Origin of the sequence: Aeromonas sp. 5HA1, from assembly GCF_029237245.1 — a bacterium.
Taxonomy (GTDB): Bacteria; Pseudomonadota; Gammaproteobacteria; order Enterobacterales; family Aeromonadaceae; genus Aeromonas; species Aeromonas salmonicida.
The window spans coordinates 61,906-82,470 of the sequence record NZ_JAACFW010000001.1 but is presented as its reverse complement, the minus strand read 5'-3'; the positions used below and the strand labels follow the sequence as shown (position 1 = coordinate 82,470).

The following is a 20,565-nucleotide window of genomic DNA, read 5'->3' as shown; positions in this document are numbered from 1 at the left end:
TACGCTATTGCCGTCAGATGCGAGTCTGGATCGCTTTCTCCATGCGAGCCAGTGCCTCGGTCAGCCGTGCCCTGGTGCAACCGAAGTTGAGCCGCACGAACTGGCCATTGCCGAACTGGGCGCCGGGGGAGAGTCCCACTCCCGCCTGTTCGAAGAAGGCGATGGGGTCGTCGAGCCCGAGCGCACTGACATCGATCCAGGCGAGGTAGGTCGCCTGATGGTGCGCCAGCGTGACGCCAGGCCAGCGGGCGACCGCCTGCTCGATCAGCGCCAGATTGGCAGCCAGATAGTCGAGTTGTTCGGAAAGCCAGGGGTCGCCCCCTTCATAGGCTGCTTCGGCCGCGACAAAGCCCAGCAGATTGACGTCGGCGCTGATGCCGCGCATTGCCTGTTGCAGCTTGAGGCGCAGGCGGGCGTTGGGCACCACGGCGAAGGCGCAGCACAGACCCGCAATATTGAAGGTCTTGCTCGGTGCCATCATGACGGCGCAGCGATCGGCCGCTTGTGGGCTGATGGCGCCATAGGGGATGTGGCGGGCATTTTTGTCCAGCAGCAGGTCGCAATGGATCTCGTCCGAGCAGACCACCAGATTGTGGCGCTCGGCGATGGCATCGATGGCTTCGAGCTCCTCGCGGGTAAACACTGTCCCACCCGGGTTGTGCGGGTTGCACAGCAGCAGCAGATCACCAAACGGGGCCTGACGCTCCAGCGCTTCCAGATCCAGCACCCAGCGACCTGCCTCTTCCACCATGGGGACTGTGAGCAGGGGACGGTCGTTGAAACCGGGGGCTTGCAGGAAGGGGTAGTAGACCGGTTTGGGGGTGATGATACCGCGGCCTTGCTGGCTCCAGGCCTTGCACGCCAGGTTCAGACCCGGTACCACGCCGGGCAGGAAGATGAGCCACTCTGGCTGTATGGTCCAGCCGTAGCGGCTGGCCAGACGCGCCATGATGAGTTCGATCAGCCGGGCAGAGGGGCGCGAGTAACCGAAGATACCGTGGGCGACCCGTTTGGTGAGGGCCTCGACGACGGCGGGCGGCGAGACAAAGTCGGTGTCGGCAACCCACATGGGCAGCACGTCCTCGCCTTTGTACTTGTCCCATTTCAGGCTCATGGTGTCGCGACGATCTATTTCCCGGTCAAAATCAAACATGTGAAATCCTTATACTGGCCAGTGGGCTTTCAATGTACGGGGTCGGGCGCGGGGTCGCAAGCCTTGAGGTAACTCTTGATAATGACATAAAATAAGCGGCGCTATTTCATGCACTTGCCGAATTTTGGCCAGTTTTTATCCCCCAATCCAGTGGTAATCCTATGAGCTTGCTGACCACAGCCCTGCAGAGGCGTGATCCCGTCTCCCTCTCTTTTCTGGCCGTGACCTTTATGACCGGGGTTGCAGTCGCGCTCCAGGTACCGACCTTGAGCCTGTTTCTAGCCGAAGAGGTGCAGGTGCGCCCCTTGCTGGTCGGGCTCTTTTACACCGTCAACGCTGTGGTCGGCATCCTCATCAGCCAGTGGCTCGGCCATCGCTCCGACAGCAAGGGGGATCGCAAGCAGCTGATCCTGCGCTGCTGCTTCGCGGGTGTGGTGCTCTCCCTGCTGTTCGCCTGGAATCGCAACTACTGGCTGCTGGTGAGCCTGGGGGTTGTGCTGGCCAGTCTGGCGGCCACTGCCAGCCCCCAGCTGTTTGCCCTGGCCCGTGAATATGCCGACAGCCGCAACAAGCGGGCGGATATGTTCAGCTCAGTGCTGCGGGCCCAGTTTTCCCTGGCCTGGGTGATTGGTCCCCCCATCGCCTTCGCGCTGGCCATCGGCTATGGCTTCGAGGTGATGTATCTCGCCTCCGCCCTTGCCTACCTTGTCTGCGCGCTGGTGGTGTGGCGCTGGCTGCCCTCCCTGCCGTTGCCCACGCAAAATAACGAGGTGGAACGGGTCAGCAGCTGGCGGGACCCGTCGGTGCGGGCACTGTTTATCGCCTCCACCCTGATGTGGACCTGCAACAGCATGTATCTCATCAACATGCCGCTCTATATCACCCGCGAGCTGGGGCTGGAGGAGAAGCTGGCCGGTGTGCTGATGGGCACGGCTGCGGCCCTGGAAATTCCCTTCATGTTGCTGGCAGGCTACTACACCCAGCGCTTTGGCAAGCGTCCCATGATGCTGGTGGCCGTGCTGGCCGGGGTCGGTTTCTACGTGGGGCTGGTCACCCTGTCGAGCCAGCCTGCCCTCATAGCGCTGCAACTGCTCAACGCCATCTTCATCGGTATAGTCGCGGGGATCGGCATGTCCTACTTCCAGGATCTGATGCCGGGGCGCGCCGGGGTGGCGACTACCCTGTTTGCCAACAGCATCCGCACCGGTTCCATCATGGCGGGGGCCATAGCGGGAACCGTGGCCGAGATCTGGAGCTTTCATGGTGTCTTCATGGTGGCGACCGCACTGGCGATGGCGGCACTGGCCGCCTGCTGGCGGGTACCCAATGTGTAAGGCGGGTCTGTGACCGGTTGGCGATGGGTGGCGCAGGCAGCCTGACGGCTTGGGCTTATTTGTCGTTATCGGTCTGATATTCGTTACGCAGGCAGCGCAGCAGCAGTTCGGTAGCAGGGCCCAGGGTATCGGCCGTTGATGGCGTGAGCTGAGATATCAGTATCGCTGTCGCTGACCGAGGTTACTTGTCGTTATCGGTCTGATATTCGTTGCGCAGACAGCGCAGCAGCAGTTCGGTGGCCGGACCCAGGGTATCGGCTGACGGGGTGAGCAGATAGGTATAGAGATGGCGCTCGTTGCCGCTCTCCAGATCCAGTGGCACCAGGGCGCCGCTGCCCAGCTCCTCCTGCACCAGATGGCGGGGCAACCAGGCATAGCCAAGGCCGAGTTTGAGCATGGCGATGGCTTCGTGATAGTGGGTCGCCTTCCAGCCGGTGTCGTCCGCATCGTTCCAGTCCACCGAGCGGTGGATGGGGGGATGCAAGCTTATCTGGTTGTGGCTGGCGAGTTCCTCGGTCGAGACGGCCCCCGTCAGGGCGGCGAGGGGATGTTCGGCCGAGCAGAGCGGCAGCAGGCATACTTCGTCCAGCGGCAGGCCGGTGCGATCCTGGGGCAGGTGTTCGGACAGCATGAGATCCCCTACCTGCAATGCATTGAAGTGGCAGTGAATGCGTTCGTGCAGATTGACGCGGCAGCCCCGGCTGCGGGGATAGAAGTTGGCCAGTGCCCGATAGAGACGCTCCCGCGGTTGCAGCACGGAAACATAGAGATTGATCTGCGGCTCCCACTGCCGCTCCAGGTTGTTGGCCAGATTTTCCAGCTCTTCCACCTGCTGGCTGAGCTGACGGGCCCGCTTGAGGAAGATCTCCCCTGCCGGCGTCAATACCGCCTTGCGCCCCCTCACTTCCAGCAGGGGCACTCCCAGACTCTGCTGCAGCTTGGCCACCGCATGATTGAGAGAGGATTGGCTCTTGTTCAGCGCCTCGGCGGCCTGGGCATAACCGCCGCAGTCCACCACGGCCTGAAAGATCCGCCATTGCTCAAACGTGCTCTTGGGACGAAACATATCTCAACCTGATAAGGGATCGGATCTGATAAAGGCCTTCGACAGGGTGCCGACGACACCCTATTGAATTTAACCCCATGCGGTGCAGGGTTCCGGTTATTTTGTTGATTTATTTGGGCTGGGCCACAAAGGTCTGACCGGTTTTGCCACGGCTGTCCTGTCCCATCAGGTAGAGATAGAGCGGCATCAGGTCGGCCGGCGTCTTGAGCAGCAGGGGATCTTCCGCCGGGAAGGCGCTGGCACGCATCTTGGTGCGGGTACCGCCCGGGTTGAGGGTGTTGACTCGCACAGCCGTGTTTTCCAGTTCGTCGGCCAGCACTTCCATCATGCCTTCGATGGCGAACTTGGAGATGGCGTAGGTGCCCCAGTAGGCGCGGCCTTTGCGCCCCACGCTGGAGGAGGTGTAGACAATGGAGGCCTCACCATGCTCCTTGGCGGTCTGGCGGATCAGCGGCAGCAGCGCCTGGGTCAGCAGGAATTCAGATTTCACGTTGACCTGCATCACCTCGTCCCACTCCTTCTCCTGAATATGCTCGAAGGGAGAAAGGGTGCCGAGCAGGCCCGCGTTGAACAGCACGCCGTCGAGGCGACCAAACTGCTGGGCGAAGGTCTCGGCCATGCCGCGATAGTGAGCGGCGGTTGCTCCTTTCAGGTCCACCGGCACTATGGCGGGAAGGGGATAACCGGCGGCCTCAATCTGGTCATAAACAGCCTCGAGTTTGGCACTGGTGCGGCCGAGCAGGATCACGGTCGCGCCGTGGGCTGCATAGGTGATAGCCGCTTCGCGGCCTATGCCGTCACCGGCACCTGTGACCAGAATGACCTTGTCCTTGAGCAGATCCCTGGGTGCCTGATAATCGAGCATGACAACTCCTGTTAACAAATTCGTGGCAGATGCGCGCGGCAATAGAGGGGCAAGTGTACTGATCCCGCACGGCATTTGACCAGTATGAGACGGCAAAAATGTGAAGAAAATAGAGGGGTTGTGATTGTCGAGTCTGTTTTTTGAGCCACTGTCGCAGAGTTTTTGCGCGAGCCCTGCAAACTCCCTAGAATGTGAAAAAACTGACTCACTATGGAGTATCAAGTGGCATTTTTGACCGAGTATGGCCTGTTCCTGGCCAAGACCCTCACCTTACTGCTGGCCATAGCTGCCGTCATCCTGATGGTGATCAGCAGCCGTCAGCCGAAATCCCGCAAGGGTGAGCTGGTGGTGACCGATCTCTCCAGCGAGCTGGAGCAGGGGCGTTATCAGTTGCAGGCGGCGCTGGCCGGCAAGACCGAGCGCAAGCAGTTGGAGAAGGCGCGCAAGGCCGAACACAAGGCGCGCGCCAAGACGGAAGACGAACGCAGCCGCCTGTTTGTGCTCGATTTCAACGGCAGCATGGATGCCAAAGAGGTGGCTTCCCTGCGAGAAGAGGTGAGCGCCGTGATAGGGGTTGCCCAGTCCGGTGACGAGGTGTTGCTGCGTCTTGAGTCCGGCGGCGGTGTGGTCCATGGCTATGGCCTGGCGGCTTCCCAGCTGCAGCGACTGCGGGACAAGGGCATCAAGCTCACCGTAGCCATCGACAAGGTGGCGGCGAGCGGCGGCTACATGATGGCCTGCGTGGCGGATCAGATCCTGGCTGCGCCCTTTGCCATCGTCGGCTCCATCGGTGTGATTGCCCAGTTGCCGAACTTCAACAAGCTCTTGAAAAAGCACGACATCGAATTCGAGATGCACACCGCTGGCCAGTACAAGCGCACCATCACCATGTTCGGTGAGAACGACGATCTGGGGCGGGAAAAGTTTCGTGAGGAGCTGGGCGCCATCCACGAGCGGTTCAAGGCGTTCGTGGCCGAGCACAGACCCCACCTCGACATAGACAGTGTCACCACGGGGGAACACTGGCTGGCGAGCCAGGCCAAGGGGCTGGGGCTGGTGGATACCCTCTGCACCAGCGACGACTACCTGCTGGCCCAAGCCAGCCACCACAAGGTGGTCGGCATCAGCTATCGCAAGCCAAAGAGCCTGACCCAGAAGCTGGGCCAGCAGGCGGCCATGGCGCTGGAGTCGAGCTTGGGTCGCCTGTGGCAGCAGAGCCCCTGGCGCTGAGAACCTGTTCCGATCTTACTGCGAGGTCGTGATCAAGGCTCATGTGCTGCTCGGAATCCTCACGTATGTTTATACGCTCCGGTTCCTGCGCTGCTCTTCACCTTGCTGACGACCTCTCGCGACAGTTCGAAAACAGGTTCTAGGAAGCCGTTCAAAGGGCAATAAAAAGCCGGGCACTTGCCCGGCTTTTGCTATCCAGCGACTCAGCGCTGGAAGGGGTAGACGGAGCCGAGTTTGAGGATCTGGGTCAGCTCGTCCAGTGCGGTACGGGACTCCTGTACCAGTGCCGGGTCGCGCAGATCATCCAGCGCCAGACTGTCGCGGTAGTGGCGATCCACCCACTGATCCAGCCGGGCAAACTGGCTGTCGTTGATGAGGCAGGCCGGATTGACCGCCGCCAGCTCCTGATCGTTCATGGCGACCCGCAGCCGCAGACAGGCGGGGCCGCCGCCGTTGCGCATGCTCTGCTTCACGTCCATGTAGTGTATCTGCTTGATGGGGGTGCCCCGGGCGATGAGCTTGCCGAGGTAGGCCGATACCGCCGGATTGTCACGACACTCTGTGGGAGCGATGATCGCCATCTCGCCGGACGGCAGGGTCAGGATCTGGGTATTGAACAGATAGGATTTCACCGCATCTTGTACCGACACCTCGGCAGTCGGTACCTCGATAAAGTGCAGCTCGCCTTCGCCGAACTTGTTGCGCACCTCGACCAGCGCCGACTCGGTATTGAGAAACGCCTGCTGGTGGAAGAAGAACAGGTTCTGGTTGCCTACCGCTATCACGTCGTTGTGAAACACCCCTTGATCGATCACGTCCGGATTCTGCTGGATGAAGACGGCACTCTCTTCACTCAACCCGTGCAGACGGGCGATGGCCTGGCTGGCTTCCAGAGTCTGGCGGGCTGGATAGCGCTTGGGGGCGGGCTGGGAGACATCAAACGCGCTGCGGCCATAGACGAACAACTCGACCCCGGATTCGCCGTAGGCACGACACAGTCGGGTGTGGTTGGCGGCGCCCTCGTCACCAAAGTGATCGTTTTCCGGCAGGTGCTGGTGGTGATAGAAGTGACGGTCGTTGTTGAACACGGCGCGCAGTATGCGGCCCGTCACCTCGGGTTCGAGGGAGCGGTGGAACTTGTTGGTCAGGTTGGCGGGGGTGAAGTGAATGCGGCCATCCTGGGTATCGGCACTCGGGGAGACGGTGGCGGCGTTGGCAGTCCACATGCTGGAAGCTGAATAACAGGCGGCCAGCACGGCAGGTGCCTGTCTGGCGGCCTGGGCCAGCACGCTTGCATCATTGCCGGTGAAGCCTAGACGGCGCAGGGTAGCCAGATCCGGCCGCTCCTGCGGTGCCAGCACCCCCTGGGTCATGCCAAGCTCGGTCAGCGCCTTCATCTTGCGCAGCCCCTGCTTGGCTGCCTCCTTGGGATTGGACGCTTCCTTGGCATTGCTCTGGGAGGCAACGTTGCCGTAGGACAAGCCCGCATAGTTGTGGGTCGGGCCGACCAGGCCGTCGAAATTGACCTCGAAGTGCTTCATTGAGTACATCCTTTCGATTTTTATATGGGTAGCGGTTCCTTCCGCGCACAAAGCTGCGGGATGCAGCCATTATAAGGAGATTTTGTCTTTTGTAACAAGCTGATAACTAAAGTGGTTTGTTATGTTACAAGAGCGGTTTGTTATGTCGTTTCAAATATAAAAAAGGGGTGGATATGGCATAAAAATAAAAAAGCGGTTGCTTCCCAAGGCTCGGCTTCGCATTAATAAATAAAGAGGTCAGGTGGTTCGGGCGGGTGAGCTAATTTGCTCACAAGATTGCTTTTTCGCGTCAAATCTCTTATACAGCCCCACAAAACCGCACACCAACCCCGTCGGGTGCAATGAGGATAATAGTTACAGCATGGGCAAATCACTGGTCATAGTGGAGTCTCCGGCCAAGGCCAAGACCATCAATAAATATTTGGGCAAGGACTACGTGGTGAAATCCAGCGTCGGTCATGTTCGCGATCTGCCCACCAGTGGCAGCGCCAGCAACGAGCCCAAAAAACCTGTCATTCGCGGTATAAAGCTGAGCGAATCAGAGAAGGCTGCCAAGGATCGCAATGCCCTGTTCTCACGGATGGGGATCAATCCGACCGCAGGCTGGCAGGCCAACTACCAGATTTTGCCCGGCAAAGAGAAAGTGGTCAGTGAGTTGCAAAGTCTGGCCGCCAAGGCCGACACCATCTATCTCGCAACCGACTTGGATAGAGAGGGAGAAGCCATCGCCTGGCACTTGCGCGAGATCATCGGTGGTGACGACAGCCGCTACAAGCGGGTGGTGTTCAACGAGATCACCAAGACTGCGATTCAGGAAGCATTTGCCCAGCCATCCGAGCTGAACATCCACCGCGTCAATGCCCAGCAGGCCCGTCGTTTCCTCGACCGGGTGGTGGGCTACATGGTTTCCCCCCTGCTCTGGAAGAAGCTGGCCCGTGGCCTCTCTGCCGGCCGGGTACAGTCCGTTGCGGTGCGTCTCATCGTCGATAAAGAGCGCGAGATCAAGGCGTTCGTACCGGTCGAGTTCTGGGATCTCAACGCCGATCTGCTGACCGGTGACAAGGCCGATCTGCGCATGGAAGTGGTCAGCCGCAACGGCGCCGACTTCAAGCCGGTCACCCAGGCCGAGACTTTCGCTGCCGTGGCCGCCCTCGAAGGGGTCGACTACAAGGTGGTGAACCGGGAAGACAAGCCGACCGGCTCCAAGCCGTCCGCCCCCTTCATTACCTCCACCCTGCAACAGGCGGCATCTACCCGTCTGAGCTTCGGGGTGAAGAAGACCATGATGATGGCCCAGCGTCTCTATGAAGCGGGTTACATCACCTACATGCGTACCGACTCCACCAACCTCAGCAAAGAGGCGGTCGAGGCGCTGCGGGAATATATCAGTGAGCAGTATGGCGCAGCATATCTGCCGGCCGAGCCGAACCTGTATGGTTCCAAGGCTGGCGCCCAGGAGGCTCACGAGGCAATCCGTCCCTCCAGCGTGCTGGTCACGGCCGAGATGCTGGAAGGCATGGAGCCGGATGCGATGCGTCTGTACGATCTCATCTGGCGCCAGTTCGTGGCCTGCCAGATGACACCGGCCCAGTACGACTCCTCCACCCTGACCGTCAAGGCCGGTGAGTTCGAGCTCAAGGCCCGTGGTCGTACCCTGCGTTTCGCCGGTTGGACCAAGGCATTGCCGCCCATGGGGCGCAAGGGCGAAGACAGCCAGCTGCCTGCAGTGACAGTGGGCGAGGTGCTCAAACTGATCAAGCTGGATCCGCGCCAGCACTTCACCAAGCCGCCCGCGCGCTTCACCGAAGCTGCCCTGGTTCGCGAGCTGGAAAAGCGCGGCATTGGCCGTCCTTCCACTTACGCCTCCATCATCTCCACCATCGTGGATCGCGGTTATGTGCGGGTCGAGAGCCGCCGTTTCTTCGCCGAAAAGATGGGTGAAATCGTCACCGACCGTCTGGTGGAGAACTTCGTCGAGCTGATGAACTACGAGTTCACCGCCAAGATGGAAGACAAGCTCGATGGCATCGCCGAAGGCAGCCTGGAGTGGAAGAAGGTGCTGGACGCCTTCTACGAAGAATTTACCCAGGAGCTGGCAAAAGCGGATCGGGATGCGGAAGAGGGTGGCATGCGTGCCAACCAGATGGTGCTGACCGACATCGACTGCCCGGATTGCGGCCGCAAGATGGGCATTCGTACCGCCACCACCGGCGTCTTCCTCGGTTGCTCCGGTTACGCCCTGCCGCCGAAAGAGCGCTGCAAGAAGACCATCAACCTGGTCTCCGCCGACGAATTTGTCTCCGCCACCGACGGTGACGAGGCCGAAACCGAGGCGCTGCGTGCCAAGCACCGCTGCGGCATCTGTGGCACCGCCATGGATGCCTACATCATCGACGACAGCCGCAAGCTGCATGTCTGTGGTCGCAACCCGGATTGTGATGGTTACGAAATCGAGAAGGGCCAGTTCAAGCTCAAGGGTTATGAAGGGCCGAGCATCGAGTGCGATCGCTGCGGTTCCGAGATGCAGCTCAAGAACGGCCGTTTCGGCAAGTACATGGGCTGTACCAACGAGACTTGCAAGAACACCCGCAAGATCCTGAAAAACGGCGACATAGCGCCGCCGAAAGAAGATCCTGTACCGCTGCCCGAGCTCAAGTGCACCCAGTCCGATGCACACTTCGTGCTGCGTGACGGGGCAGCCGGCCTGTTCCTTGCCGCCAGCAACTTCCCGAAATCCCGCGAGACCCGTGCACCTCTGGTGGAAGAGCTCAAGCGCTTCAAGGATCGCCTCTCGCCCAAGCACCAGTACCTGGCTGACGCCCCGGCGTCAGATCCTGACGGTAACGCCTCCATCGTGCGCTTCAGTCGCAAGACCAAGGAGCAGTACGTGATGACGGAGGTCAACGGCAAGGCGACGGGCTGGACGGCGCACTACGACAACGGCAAGTGGCAGGAGAGCCAGGCCAAGTCGAAGAAGGCGTGATGGCGCGCAGTTCACACTATGATGAAAGAGGCCCCTTGCAGGGGCCTTTTTGTTGGGAGATGACGGTATACTGAAACGGCTGCAAGGATGGCAGCGCTGTACACGGAGGTTGTGATGGAGATTAACGAGATCCGGCCGGGAATGACCTGCTTGACCCGGGAAGGGACTGCCTATGTGCTGGAAGTGGACAGGCAGAGTCTGCTGGTGTTGCTGCAACGGGAGTATGAAACCATACCCGTTCAGGTGCGCAGCGACGAGATCCTGGCTCCCCTCACACTGTGACTTGAAAGGGAACAAGGAGGCATGACAGCTCTTTGATTCGAAAGGAAACCAAGACAGATAGCCGCGCTGTGACTCAACAGAACATCATGAGAAACCGCAGCGCTCTGGTTTAACAAAAAATAGCAGTGCTTTAAAAAGGGATGAGGAATAGCAGCTCGGCGAGATCGGGCTGCCATTGCCACTCCCGCATCTTTACCCTCCCGCCTATCACAGGCACCCCCTCCTGCTGCAATCGCCCCGTCTGTTCCATGAAGCCTGTCGACCCTTTTGGCAGTGAAATGGTGCCGCCTGCGCCCAGCACGCGATGCCAGGGCAGCACCTTGTCCGTTTCCCGCAGCACCTTGCCTACCAGTCGGGCTCGACCGGGCAGCCCAGCCAGATCGGCCACCTGACCATAGCTGACCACCTTGCCGGGCGGGATCAGGGCGAGGATCGCCTCGATGCGGGCGACCTTGTTCAGGGGGGCAGGGGCTGGCTCCATTCTCATGGGTCATGACTCTCCAGAAACGACAGAAGCGCCATTGTGGCGCTTCTGTCGTGGGGGTGGCAACCCGCGTCAACCAAAGGTCTGACTGAGCCCCTTGAGCTGCCTGGCACGCTCCAGCAGCTCCTGACTCGAGTCGTCGACCTCCTGCATCTTCTGGCTATTGGCCTGGGAGTACTGGGATATCTGGTTGATGCTGCGGCTGATCTCCTCCACCACCGCCTGTTGCTGCTCGGCGGCGGCGGCGATCTGGGTGGAGTGTTCAGTGACCAGCTCTATCTCTTCCAGTACGGAATGCAGGCTGCTGGCACCCTGGCGGGTCATCTCGGCGCATTCGCGGGTCTGTTGCAGGTTCTCCTGCATCATCCCCTTCCAGCGTCCCAGTGTGTGCTGGATCTGCTGTATGCTGCCCTGGATCTGCTCGGTCGCCTTGTGGGTGCGGGTCGACAGGGTACGCACCTCGTCAGCCACCACCGCAAAGCCGCGGCCCTGCTCACCGGCCCGCGCCGCCTCGATGGCGGCGTTGAGGGCCAGCAGGTTGGTCTGATCGGCTATGCCCTGGATCTCGCCCATCACGCTGCCAATTCGCTCCGACTCGCTGGCAAGTTCTACCGCAGAGTTGAACGCCAGTTCAGCTTGTTTAGCGAGCTGCTCGATGCGCTGTTCGGTCTGGCTCAGCTGTTTGTTGGTGTGCTCGCAGCGGCTGCGTGCCTCGTTGACCTGACCATTGGAGTCCTGGATGTTGTGGGCAATCTCATGAGCCGTGCTGGCCATCTGGGTCATGGCGGCAGCCATCTGCTGGGTCTGGGCATCCTGCTCGTTGATGTCGAGACAAGCCTGATGGGATGCCTGTTTCAGGTTGGTGGCCAGGGTCTGCAGGGGATGGGTCGCATCGTTGATCCGGCCCAGCACGGTACGGATGCGGGCCTGCAGCATCTTGATGTGAAAATCGGCGATGGCGCCCGGGCCGTCACCCGAATAAACCAGCCGGGTCAGGCTGTCGTATTCGCGACCGAGCTGCTGCAGATAGAGCGGTAGTGCAAAGAGCTCGCGCCAGTAGGCGCCACCGATGAGCAGCAGGGGCAGCAGCATCAGCAGGGCTGTCATGGCGCCCTTGCTGAGAAAGGCCCAGCCGAGCAGGCCGAGCAACAGCAAGCCCAGCACCGGCAGGCGCACGCGGTTGAAAGAGGGGAGGCTGCTGGCCGAGCCACGCTCCGTCTTGAGCAGGGCCTGATAGGTCTGGCTGGCGACGCGCTTGAGCTGGGGTTCCGGTTTGCAGCGCACTGACTGGTAACCGCTGATCCTGCCCCCCTCGTAGATGGGGGTCACATAGGCGTCGACCCAGTAGTAACGGCCATCCTTACAGCGGTTCTTCACCATGCCGCGCCAGGGCTTGCCCTCCTTGAGGCGGGCCCACAGATCGGCAAAGGCGGCCTTGGGCATGTCGGGGTGGCGCACCAGGTTGTGGTTGTGACCAACCAGCTCTTCAACGGGGTAGCCGGCGATGCGGCAGAAGGCGGGGTTGGCGTAGGTGATCACCCCGCGCAGGTCGGTGGTGGAAACGAGTTGTTCGTCGGCAGGAAACTCCACTTCGCTGTCCAGGGTATGGACGTCTCTGCGAGCCATAGGAATACGCTCCGATGTTCTTGTTGATAGTTTTGTTGTTGTTATTGTGGCAGATCCGGGCGTGGTTGCAGGTGATTGCCTGGGCGCGCCGAGTCGGCTTCATAGGGGGCTGAATTTTGCCAACAATGGCGGATGAATGGTAGGGGAAAGTTGGTTTTTTGTTGGTGGATGGTAAAAAAAGGCGACCCGAAGGTCGCCAGACAGAAAGATAACACTACCTCTGTGGCACCCGATAACGCACCTGTAGCTGATCGAGGATCTGCAGCTGGCCCGGCAGGCGGGCGGCGAAGTGATCCCACGCCTTGCGGGTGGCGTCGCTCCAGGCCACCTCGGCGGTGGCCAGCATACGCGGGAACAACATATAGTCGAGACGGTCACGAGAGGTCACCAGTTCCGACCATAAGGGGCTCAGCACCCCCAGGATGTTATCGTTGGCATGGAAATCGGCCGGGGCAGGATCACATCGATAGACCTGCTCCAGATTGAGGGTGCCCGCCCAGTAGAGGCCGGGTTCGCGGGGATCCTGGCTCCAGGCCAGATCCAGATAGAGGTGCTGGGCCGGTGCCATCACAACGGGATAGCCCGCAGCCGCGGCATCCAGCCCTGCCTGGAAGCTGGTCCAGGCGAAGATGGTGGCATCCCGGCTTACCTTGTCGCCGTGCAATATCTCCTCCCAACCCAGCATCTGCTTGCCCTTGCTGGCCAGATACTGTTGGCAGTGGCGCAGCAGGTGGCCCTGCAGCTCGCGGCAATCCTGATATCCCTGCCGTTGCATCAACTGCTGGCAGGCCGGGCTGTCGGTCCATACTCCGGTCGGTACCTCGTCCCCCCCCATGTGTACCAGGGGGCCCGGGAACAGCTCGCACACCTCGTCAATTACCGCCTCCAGGAACTGATAGGTGCCGGGCAGGGCCGGGTTGAGCACGTTGTCGTCGAAATATTGCACCGACAGGTAGCGGGAGCGATCCGCTTCCTCGATCAGTAGCCCGGGCAGCGCCTTGATGGCGGCGTGGCAGTGGCCCGGGATGTCGATCTCGGGGATGACGGTAATGCCGAGCCCGCTGGCATAAGCCACCAGCTCGCTTACCTCGCTTTGGGTATAGTAGCCGCCATAGGGCTCGGGGCCGCCACTGAGCTGGGGCCCCACAGGCAGATCGTGGCCGCGCCAGGCGGCGATCTCTGTCAGCTGCGGGAAAGCCTTGATCTCGAGCCGCCACCCCTCGTCATCGGTCAGATGCCAGTGGAAGCGGTTGAACTTGTAGAGGCTCATCAGCTTGAGCAGGCGCTTGAGGCTAGCGACGGGGTGAAAGTGGCGGGCGCAGTCGAGGAAGATGCCGCGAAAACCGAAGCGGGGGGCATCGACCAGCTCGATGCAGGGCAGGCTCTCTCCGTGCTGCAGGGCCCACTGGGCCAGGCTTGTCAGGCCGTGGCGCCAGCCAGCCTCGCCAGCCGCGGCTATGGTCACCCCCTCCGGCGTGATGGTGAGGCGATAGGCTTCGGCAGCCAGGGGGGCCTCGATCAGCCGGATCTCGGCATCATGATCCTGCTCCAGCGCCAGCCCGGTCAGCTCGTTGAAATGGGCCAGCAGGCCGGTCAGCGACCCGGGCCCGCTGACATGAGCCCGCTCTGCCAGCCGGAAGTTGCCCTCCAGCAGCACCAGCTGATCCGGCTGGGGCACTATGCCGGCGAGGGGCTCGACTTCGGGCAGATCCGGGGCGCCGGGCCCGCTTGGCGGCAGGCCCAGCTCTTGTTCCACCAAGGTGACCGGCATTAGCTGGGGGCCCGTGCTCGCCTCGGGCAGGCTCAGGAAGAAGCCCTGCGGCATGTCAGACAATCGTTTGATGGGGGTGTTGCGACAGCAAAAACGCAGCTCGCTTTGCCCCTCGGCCGGGATTAGCACCTTGTAGCTGCCGCTCTGGCGCTCCAGTCTGGCACCTTCGAGGGAGGCGGGATCTATGTGGCGTGCCAGGCAGAAGTGAAGTTTCCAGGGGGCTGCCGGCAACTGGCTCAGGTTGAATCGGAACCAGACGTCCTCGCCATCGCGTCGGTCAACCTGGGTGTGGATCAGGGGTGCAGACATGAAAATTCCTCTGATGGAGTTAAGGGAACAAACAGGGCGATCATCTCCTTGTGGTACTGGTCAACTCGGGGAGGGATCCAAAGTGCAGGCATGGGTATTCCCCGGAGCGGGCAGAGGGGGATCCTGTCCCCGCCGGCGGGCAGATCAAATTGGACAAGGCTCAGCAGTGCAGACATGGGAACGACTCCGACTGGGCAAACAGTATGGCCCCCTCCAGTGCATCGGCCTTGGGGTTGACCAGGTTGAGGTGCGCCAGCCGGGGAGCGAGGCGCATGCCGATGCCGCCGAGCAGGGCAATCTGGCTGGCTCCCAGCTGCTGCATCCCCGCCAGCAGGGTATTCAGCTGGGCGCAGGTCTCGTCAAGCAGCTGGCAGGCGAGCTCGTCGCCGTCGCTGGCGGCATCGAACACCCAGGGGGCGAAGCGGCCGTAGTCGGCGGGGATGGCGCGGGCGGCCCAGCGAACAACCTCGGCCTGATCCCGCTTGAAGTGATCGAGCAAGCGGATGGCCAGGGTGCTGGGGGGCAGGATGCCGTCGTGGCAGAGCAGGGATTGCTGGATGGCGCGCAGCCCCAGCCAGGCGCCACTGCCCAGATCCGAGATGGGAAAGCCGCGGCCGGAGCAGGTGTGCAGCTGGCCGTGGCGATAGATGAGCCCGGCCGAGCCGGTGCCGGCGATGAGAATGGCCCCCTCCTCGCCGCCAAAGGCGCCCAGACAGGCACCGAAGGCGTCGGAGGTGAGCCGCACGCTCGCAAAGGGGAAGGGCATGGTCAGCATGGCGTGATAGCAGTCGGCCAGCTCGGCGGAGGCGAGCGCCAGCCCGACCCCCATCCGTTGCTGGGCATCCTCCGTCAGTCCGGCCTCGAGACGGGCCTGCTCGATGGAGGCCAGCACGTTGCCATGGGCGATCTCGATGCCAAGCTCCAGGTTGGATCCGGCGGCGCGCCCCTCGCCCAAGATCTTGCCCGCCTTGTCCCGAATGCGGGCGCGGGTGTGGGTGCCGCCGCCATCCACCCCGACCCAGTACTCAATCATGCTGTCCTCCCTGTGCGCTCTGCCAGCTGATGGCCAGGGCAAACCAGGCGGAATGTATGGAGGATCCACTGCTCTCCCCCAGTGCTAATGATGTCCGAGCTGCTCTCAATCATGGCGACCTCCCTGCACGCTCTGCCAAGTGATGGCCAGGGCAAACCAGGCGGCGTGCGGGATCCATTGCTCCCCCCAGCGCCAGTTCTGATCCAGCCGATCCTTGTACGCCTCAGGAATAAATGCGATGTCCGCCTCGTCATCGAAGCCGGCCGTGATGCCGTTGCAGATGCCGCCGAGGGCATTGGGATAACCGGCTGTGTAGCCCGGGTTGTTGATGCCGTGGCCCGCCAGCATGCAGGCGTTGAACGGATTCTGCCCCAGGATCCAGTCGAGCTGGCGCTGGCCGAAGCCGAGCAGCGGCCCGGATTGTTGCGTGAGCTGCTCGGCGGCGGCAAAGGCCATGGCGGCCAGGGAGGCCAGCCGGGCATTCTCCCCCTGCCACCAGTAACCGGATTCGTTGTGGTGAGGCATAAAGAAGCTGACGCGCGGCGCTTCATCCACCCCTTTCACATACTGGCGGGCGAGAGAGAAGGGGTTGCCTGCTTGGGCGCAAAGTGCCAGCTCGGCGGCCAGCGCCTGTTGCACCACGGTTTGCACCTGAGCCCTGCGCCCCTGATCCGGCTCTACGCCTAAATATTCCAGCAGCGCCAGCACCGGCAGACCCGCTTCGGCGGCGTGGTAGTAGGGGCGTGAGCCATCCTCGTTGGCCGACCAGTAGTGACCCAGCTCCGGATGGATGCGCTGGCGGGCGCAAAGCTTGCCGGCCCACACTCTCGCCTCGCTTAGCCACTCATGGCCCAGGGTCTTGGTCAGCTCGACCGTGGCCAGCAGGGCGCAGTAGTCGTCGATGATGTTCTCGCTGCCATCGTCCAGATAGGCGAGGTTGTGCTCGCGCAGGTGCAGATAGCCACGGCTGGCCGCCTCGGCGTAGCGGCTGGCATCGAAGTCGCCGCTGACGCTCTCGCGGGCGGCGCGGGCCAGCGCGGCGATGGCCATGCCGCCCCCTTGCCTGAAACCCGCCTGCCAGTTGGCGGATTTGATCCCCTGCTGGGTGGCGTAGGCGCACAGCTCGCGCTGGGCGGGCTCCTTGCTCCACTTGTCAAACAGCGTCATGTAGAAGAAGCCCGACTCATCCTGCATCCGGCAGAGGAAATCGGCGCCGTGCAGCGCCTCGTCATTGAGCCGCTTGCACAGGTTCACCCCGTCTATGTCGCGGCGTGGGGCCAGCAGTTCCCGGCACTTGAGCAGGGCCCACACCACCATGGGGGTCTGCTGGGGGTTGAGGTAGTTGGCGTAGGAAAGGTGGCTCAAGTACTTGCTCATGTCGCCACTGGCGTCGAACCAGCCGCCGTGCACATCTTTGTGCTGGTCGGTGCCAAACAGGCGGGCCGTGCGGTCGGCTCGATCGAAGGCGCCGCTGGCACGCTGCCCCTTGAAGTAGTGAATGACATCGGAGAGGCAGCGACTGGCCAGCAGATCCTGGCCGATGGCAAAACGGGTCGAGCGGACAATGCGCTGCTCCGTAGCGGCTGCGCCTATGGGGGCAGTGATTGCCTCCAGCCGGTAATGACCGGGCTCCTTGAATGCAGAGAAGTCGGCGCGCCAGTAGGCACGGCCCTGCCAGCCAGGGACTTCACCGGCCGCTTGCAGTTGGGTTTCAAACAGCGTCTGGCCATCGCTTAAGCGTTGCAGCCTGACATAGCCGCCGAGATCATGGGCAGGGGAGGTTTGCAGCAGGGCGACCTTGTGCCCGTCGCACTCGTAACCCACCTGATTGATCAAGAGTTCCATCAAGGTATTGCTCCTGTGGTTCACCCCATTGCGGTGAGGCACATAGCGGGGCCGTGGTGGCCCCGCATCGAGGCATGGCCGGACTGGCTTGTCCGGCCGTTTTAATGGCGAGTATCACTCGTAGAGATAGCAGCGCACGAAGTGGTTGTCGGCGAGTTTGGTGATGGGGGGCAGCTCATCCTTGCAGCGGGCCATCGCCTGATTGCAGCGCCCGGCGAAGGGGCAGCCACAGGAGTCCGGCGTCCAGAGCGGTATCTCCCCCTTGCGGCCCCCCTCCAGCGCGGCGTGGATGCTCTTCTCGGGGTCGGGCACTGCCGAGATGAGCAGCTGGGTGTAGGGGTGCTGCGGGTGGTGCAGTATCTCGTCCACCTCGCCCCACTCCACCATGTGACCCACGTACATCACCGCCAAGTCTTCCGCCACATAGCGTGCGGTGGCGATGTCGTGGGTGATGTAGAGCATGGAGACCCCCAGCTCGTTTTTCATCTGCTCCATCAGGTTGAGGATGCCGATGCGAATGGAGACGTCGAGCATGGAGGTGGGTTCGTCCGCCAGCACCACTTCCGCCTCCACCGCTAGGTTGCGGGCTATGTTGACCCGCTGGCGCTGGCCGCCGGAGAGCTGGTGCGGGTACTTGGCCGCCGTGGCCTTGGCCGGGGTCAGTCCCACTTTTTCCAGCAGGGTATAGACCATCTCGGGCAGATCTTTCTTGTCGATCACCTTGCTGTGCAGCAGCAGGGGGCGGGCTATGTGGTGGTAGATGGTGTGGGTCGGGTTGAGCGAACCGAAGGGGTCTTGCCACACCATCTGCACGCTCTGGCGATAGTCGAGCAGGGCCGTGCCCTTGTTGAACTCCTCCAGATCCCGGCCGCGATAGAGGATGCGGCCGCTGGAGAGCTTGTACATCTTGGCGATGATCTTGGCGATGGTGCTCTTGCCGGAGCCCGACTCCCCCACCACCGCCAGGGCGCGGCCCCGGTGCAGGTTGAAGGTGATGTCGGAGAGGGCCCGCATCTTGCCGCTCTTGATGGCATTGGAGTTGACGGGGAAGTCCTTGTAGAGGTGCTGGACTTCGATGATGGGCGCGTCGGTTTGGGCGATTTGCATGACAGACATCCTTAACAGCCAGCGGCCTTGTCCAGATAGAAAACGGGATCCGGTTGCTCATCCTGCGCCTCATAAAGGTGGCAGGCGGTTTGTTGCCCCGGCCGGATCTCGACCAGGCGGGTGTACTCCTGGCGGCAGCGATCGTGCACCTTGCCACAGCGGGCCTGGAAGCGGCAGCCGACCGGCACCTCCAGCAGATTGAGCGGTGTGCCGGGGATCCCTTCCAGCACGGTTTTTGGGCCGTGCAGGGGCGGGAACGAGTTGCCGAGCCCCTTGGTGTAGGGGTGCAGGGGCGAGGTCAGGATCGCCTTGGAAGGCGCCACCTCGATCAGCTCGCCGGCGTACATGATGCCGATGCGATCGCAGAACTCGACCATGAGCGACAGGTCGTGGGTGATAAACAGAATGGAGAAGTTGAACTGCTCTTTCAGGGCATAGACCTTCTGCAGTATCTCCCGCTGTACCACCACATCCAGCGCCGTGGTCGGCTCATCCATGATCAAAAGCTCGGGGTTGAGCGCCATGGCGATGGCGATCACCAGCCGCTGGCGCATGCCGCCGGAGAACTGGTGCGGATAATCCTTGAGCCGGCTCGGATGGATGTCGACTATCTCCAGCAGCACCTGGGCGCGCTTGATCGCCTCATAACGGGTCATGCCGGGATTGTGGGCCAGCAGCACATCGCAGAACTGCTCCTCCATGCGCAGCACCGGGTTGAGCGCGTTCATGGCGGACTGGAACACCACGGATACCTGTTGCCAGCGATAGGAGCGCAGCCGCTCTTCGCCGTAGTGGAGTATGTTCTCTCCCTTGAACAGGATCTCGCCGCCGCTGATGTAGGCGGGCGGCTTGTGCAGCCGGGCCACCGAGAAGGCGACCGTGGACTTGCCGCAGCCCGACTCGCCGGCGAGGCCGAAGACTTCGCCGGGGGCTATGTCGAAGCTGACCGAGTTGACGGCGCGCACGTCGCCGCTCTCGGTGATGTAGTCGACGCAGAGGTTGCGTACCGACAGCAGGGGTTGCTTGTTCATGCTGTCCTCTCCTGTGGTGCTGCCACGGGGACGGCGAGCTGCTTCCAGCGGCGAAGACCCTTGTGGGAGCGCAGCTGAGGGTTGGCTATCTCGTCGATGGCGAAGTTGAGCAGGGCCAGACCAGCACCCAGGGTGGCGATGGCGAAGCAGGGGGCCAGGATCTCCCACCAGGCACCCACCAGGATGGCACTGGAGGTCTGGGCGTTGTAGAGCATGATGCCCCAGCTGACCACGGTCGGATCGCCGAGCCCCAGGAACTCCAGGGTTGCCTCGGTGACGATGGCGTAGATGATGGAGCCGATGAAGCTCACCCCTATGATGGAGATGAGGTTCGGCAGTATCTCCACCAGAATGATGCGCCAGGCTGGCTCCCCCAGCACTTCGGCGGCGATGACGAACTCTTTTTCCCGCAGGGCCAGGGTCTGGGCCCGTATGACCCGCGCGCCGTAGGCCCAGGAGGTAAAGCCTATGATGAGCGCGATCACCGTCGGTGACGCCTCCCCGATGAAGCTCGCCAGCACCAGCAGAAGGGGGAGGTTGGGGATCACCAGCACCACGTTCATCAGGAAGGTGAGGCACTCATCGATCACGCCGCCAAAGTAGCCAGCCGTGATGCCGACCGTGATGGCGAGGGCACACACCAGTATGCCAGCCCCGAAGCCCACCATCAGGGAGATGCGGGCACCGTTGGCAAACTGGGACCAGATATCGTGGCCCATGCGGGTGGTGCCCATCACGTATTCGGCGCTGGGGGGCTGGTGCGGACGGGAGACTCGCTTGGTCGGCTCATTGCTGGCCAGCAGGGGGGCGAACAGTGCCATCAGCACGAAGCTGACCACGATGAAGAGGCCAAAGGCGGCTTTCTTGTTGCCCAGCAGGATTTTCAAAATAGTCGGCATACGCAT

General features: G+C 61.9%; 16 protein-coding genes. 4 read left to right on the top strand and 12 right to left on the bottom strand.

The features are described from left to right. Nucleotides 1-13: 13 nt before the first annotated feature. Nucleotides 14-1,153 (bottom strand): PatB family C-S lyase, encoded by a 1,140-nt coding sequence (locus tag GWQ27_RS00340; RefSeq protein ID WP_275906403.1) that lies wholly within the window; start codon nucleotides 1,151-1,153, stop codon nucleotides 14-16. A gap of 161 nt (nucleotides 1,154-1,314) precedes the next feature. On the opposite strand from GWQ27_RS00340, the gene GWQ27_RS00335 reads away from it, so the two are divergent. Continuing rightward, nucleotides 1,315-2,487: an MFS transporter gene (locus GWQ27_RS00335; RefSeq protein ID WP_275906402.1), complete on the top strand. Its 1,173-nt coding sequence runs from the start codon at nucleotides 1,315-1,317 to the stop codon at nucleotides 2,485-2,487. A 181-nt stretch (nucleotides 2,488-2,668) separates the two neighbouring features. Here the strand turns inward: GWQ27_RS00335 and GWQ27_RS00330 are convergent, their stop codons facing one another. Both GWQ27_RS00330 and GWQ27_RS00325 read right to left on the bottom strand, forming a co-directional pair. After that, entirely contained in the window at nucleotides 2,669-3,553 is an 885-nt protein-coding gene (locus GWQ27_RS00330) for a LysR family transcriptional regulator (protein WP_005312172.1), read from the bottom strand. Between the two features lie 109 nt (nucleotides 3,554-3,662). Then, complete coding sequence (locus tag GWQ27_RS00325; protein WP_275906401.1) at nucleotides 3,663-4,418, bottom strand: YciK family oxidoreductase; 756 nt, start codon at nucleotides 4,416-4,418, stop codon at nucleotides 3,663-3,665. Nucleotides 4,419-4,640: 222 nt separating this feature from the next. On the opposite strand from GWQ27_RS00325, the gene sohB reads away from it, so the two are divergent. Beyond that, a complete protein-coding gene (sohB, locus tag GWQ27_RS00320; RefSeq protein ID WP_275906400.1) occupies nucleotides 4,641-5,648 on the top strand; it encodes a protease SohB in 1,008 nt (335 codons plus the stop codon). Nucleotides 5,649-5,851: 203 nt separating this feature from the next. Here sohB and astB read toward each other — a convergent pair whose 3' ends face one another. Continuing rightward, entirely contained in the window at nucleotides 5,852-7,189 is a 1,338-nt protein-coding gene (gene astB, locus GWQ27_RS00315; RefSeq protein ID WP_275906399.1) for an N-succinylarginine dihydrolase, read from the bottom strand. 361 nt (nucleotides 7,190-7,550) lie between these two features. Here astB and topA point away from each other — a divergent pair, with 361 nt between their 5' ends. Together topA and GWQ27_RS00305 are read left to right on the top strand one after the other, a co-directional pair. Next, nucleotides 7,551-10,172 (top strand): type I DNA topoisomerase, encoded by a 2,622-nt coding sequence (gene topA, locus GWQ27_RS00310; RefSeq protein ID WP_275906398.1) that lies wholly within the window; start codon nucleotides 7,551-7,553, stop codon nucleotides 10,170-10,172. 114 nt (nucleotides 10,173-10,286) lie between these two features. After that, nucleotides 10,287-10,454: a hypothetical protein gene (locus GWQ27_RS00305; RefSeq protein ID WP_005312189.1), complete on the top strand. Its 168-nt coding sequence runs from the start codon at nucleotides 10,287-10,289 to the stop codon at nucleotides 10,452-10,454. 130 nt (nucleotides 10,455-10,584) lie between these two features. Here GWQ27_RS00305 and GWQ27_RS00300 read toward each other — a convergent pair whose 3' ends face one another. From GWQ27_RS00300 to GWQ27_RS00265, 8 genes are all read right to left on the bottom strand, one after another. Next, nucleotides 10,585-10,941: an MGMT family protein gene (locus tag GWQ27_RS00300; RefSeq protein ID WP_011898984.1), complete on the bottom strand. Its 357-nt coding sequence runs from the start codon at nucleotides 10,939-10,941 to the stop codon at nucleotides 10,585-10,587. 69 nt (nucleotides 10,942-11,010) lie between these two features. Continuing rightward, complete coding sequence (locus GWQ27_RS00295) at nucleotides 11,011-12,564, bottom strand: PAS domain-containing methyl-accepting chemotaxis protein (protein WP_219591974.1); 1,554 nt, start codon at nucleotides 12,562-12,564, stop codon at nucleotides 11,011-11,013. A gap of 214 nt (nucleotides 12,565-12,778) precedes the next feature. Next, complete coding sequence (locus tag GWQ27_RS00290; protein WP_275906397.1) at nucleotides 12,779-14,644, bottom strand: beta-N-acetylhexosaminidase; 1,866 nt, start codon at nucleotides 14,642-14,644, stop codon at nucleotides 12,779-12,781. Nucleotides 14,645-14,804: 160 nt separating this feature from the next. After that, entirely contained in the window at nucleotides 14,805-15,677 is an 873-nt protein-coding gene (locus GWQ27_RS00285) for a BadF/BadG/BcrA/BcrD ATPase family protein (protein ID WP_169046593.1), read from the bottom strand. A gap of 105 nt (nucleotides 15,678-15,782) precedes the next feature. Continuing rightward, nucleotides 15,783-17,522 carry a glycoside hydrolase family 9 protein gene (locus GWQ27_RS00280; protein WP_275906396.1) on the bottom strand — a complete coding sequence of 580 codons (1,740 nt, stop codon included), beginning with the start codon at nucleotides 17,520-17,522 and terminating at the stop codon, nucleotides 15,783-15,785. Between the two features lie 114 nt (nucleotides 17,523-17,636). Beyond that, a complete protein-coding gene (locus tag GWQ27_RS00275) occupies nucleotides 17,637-18,629 on the bottom strand; it encodes an ABC transporter ATP-binding protein (RefSeq protein WP_021139062.1) in 993 nt (330 codons plus the stop codon). 11 nt (nucleotides 18,630-18,640) lie between these two features. Next, nucleotides 18,641-19,660 (bottom strand): ABC transporter ATP-binding protein, encoded by a 1,020-nt coding sequence (locus GWQ27_RS00270; RefSeq protein ID WP_111588230.1) that lies wholly within the window; start codon nucleotides 19,658-19,660, stop codon nucleotides 18,641-18,643. Beyond that, on the bottom strand, nucleotides 19,657-20,565 hold the full coding sequence (locus GWQ27_RS00265; RefSeq protein WP_087756236.1) for an ABC transporter permease: 909 nt from the start codon (nucleotides 20,563-20,565) through the stop codon (nucleotides 19,657-19,659). The genes GWQ27_RS00270 and GWQ27_RS00265 overlap by 4 nt, the downstream gene beginning before the upstream one ends.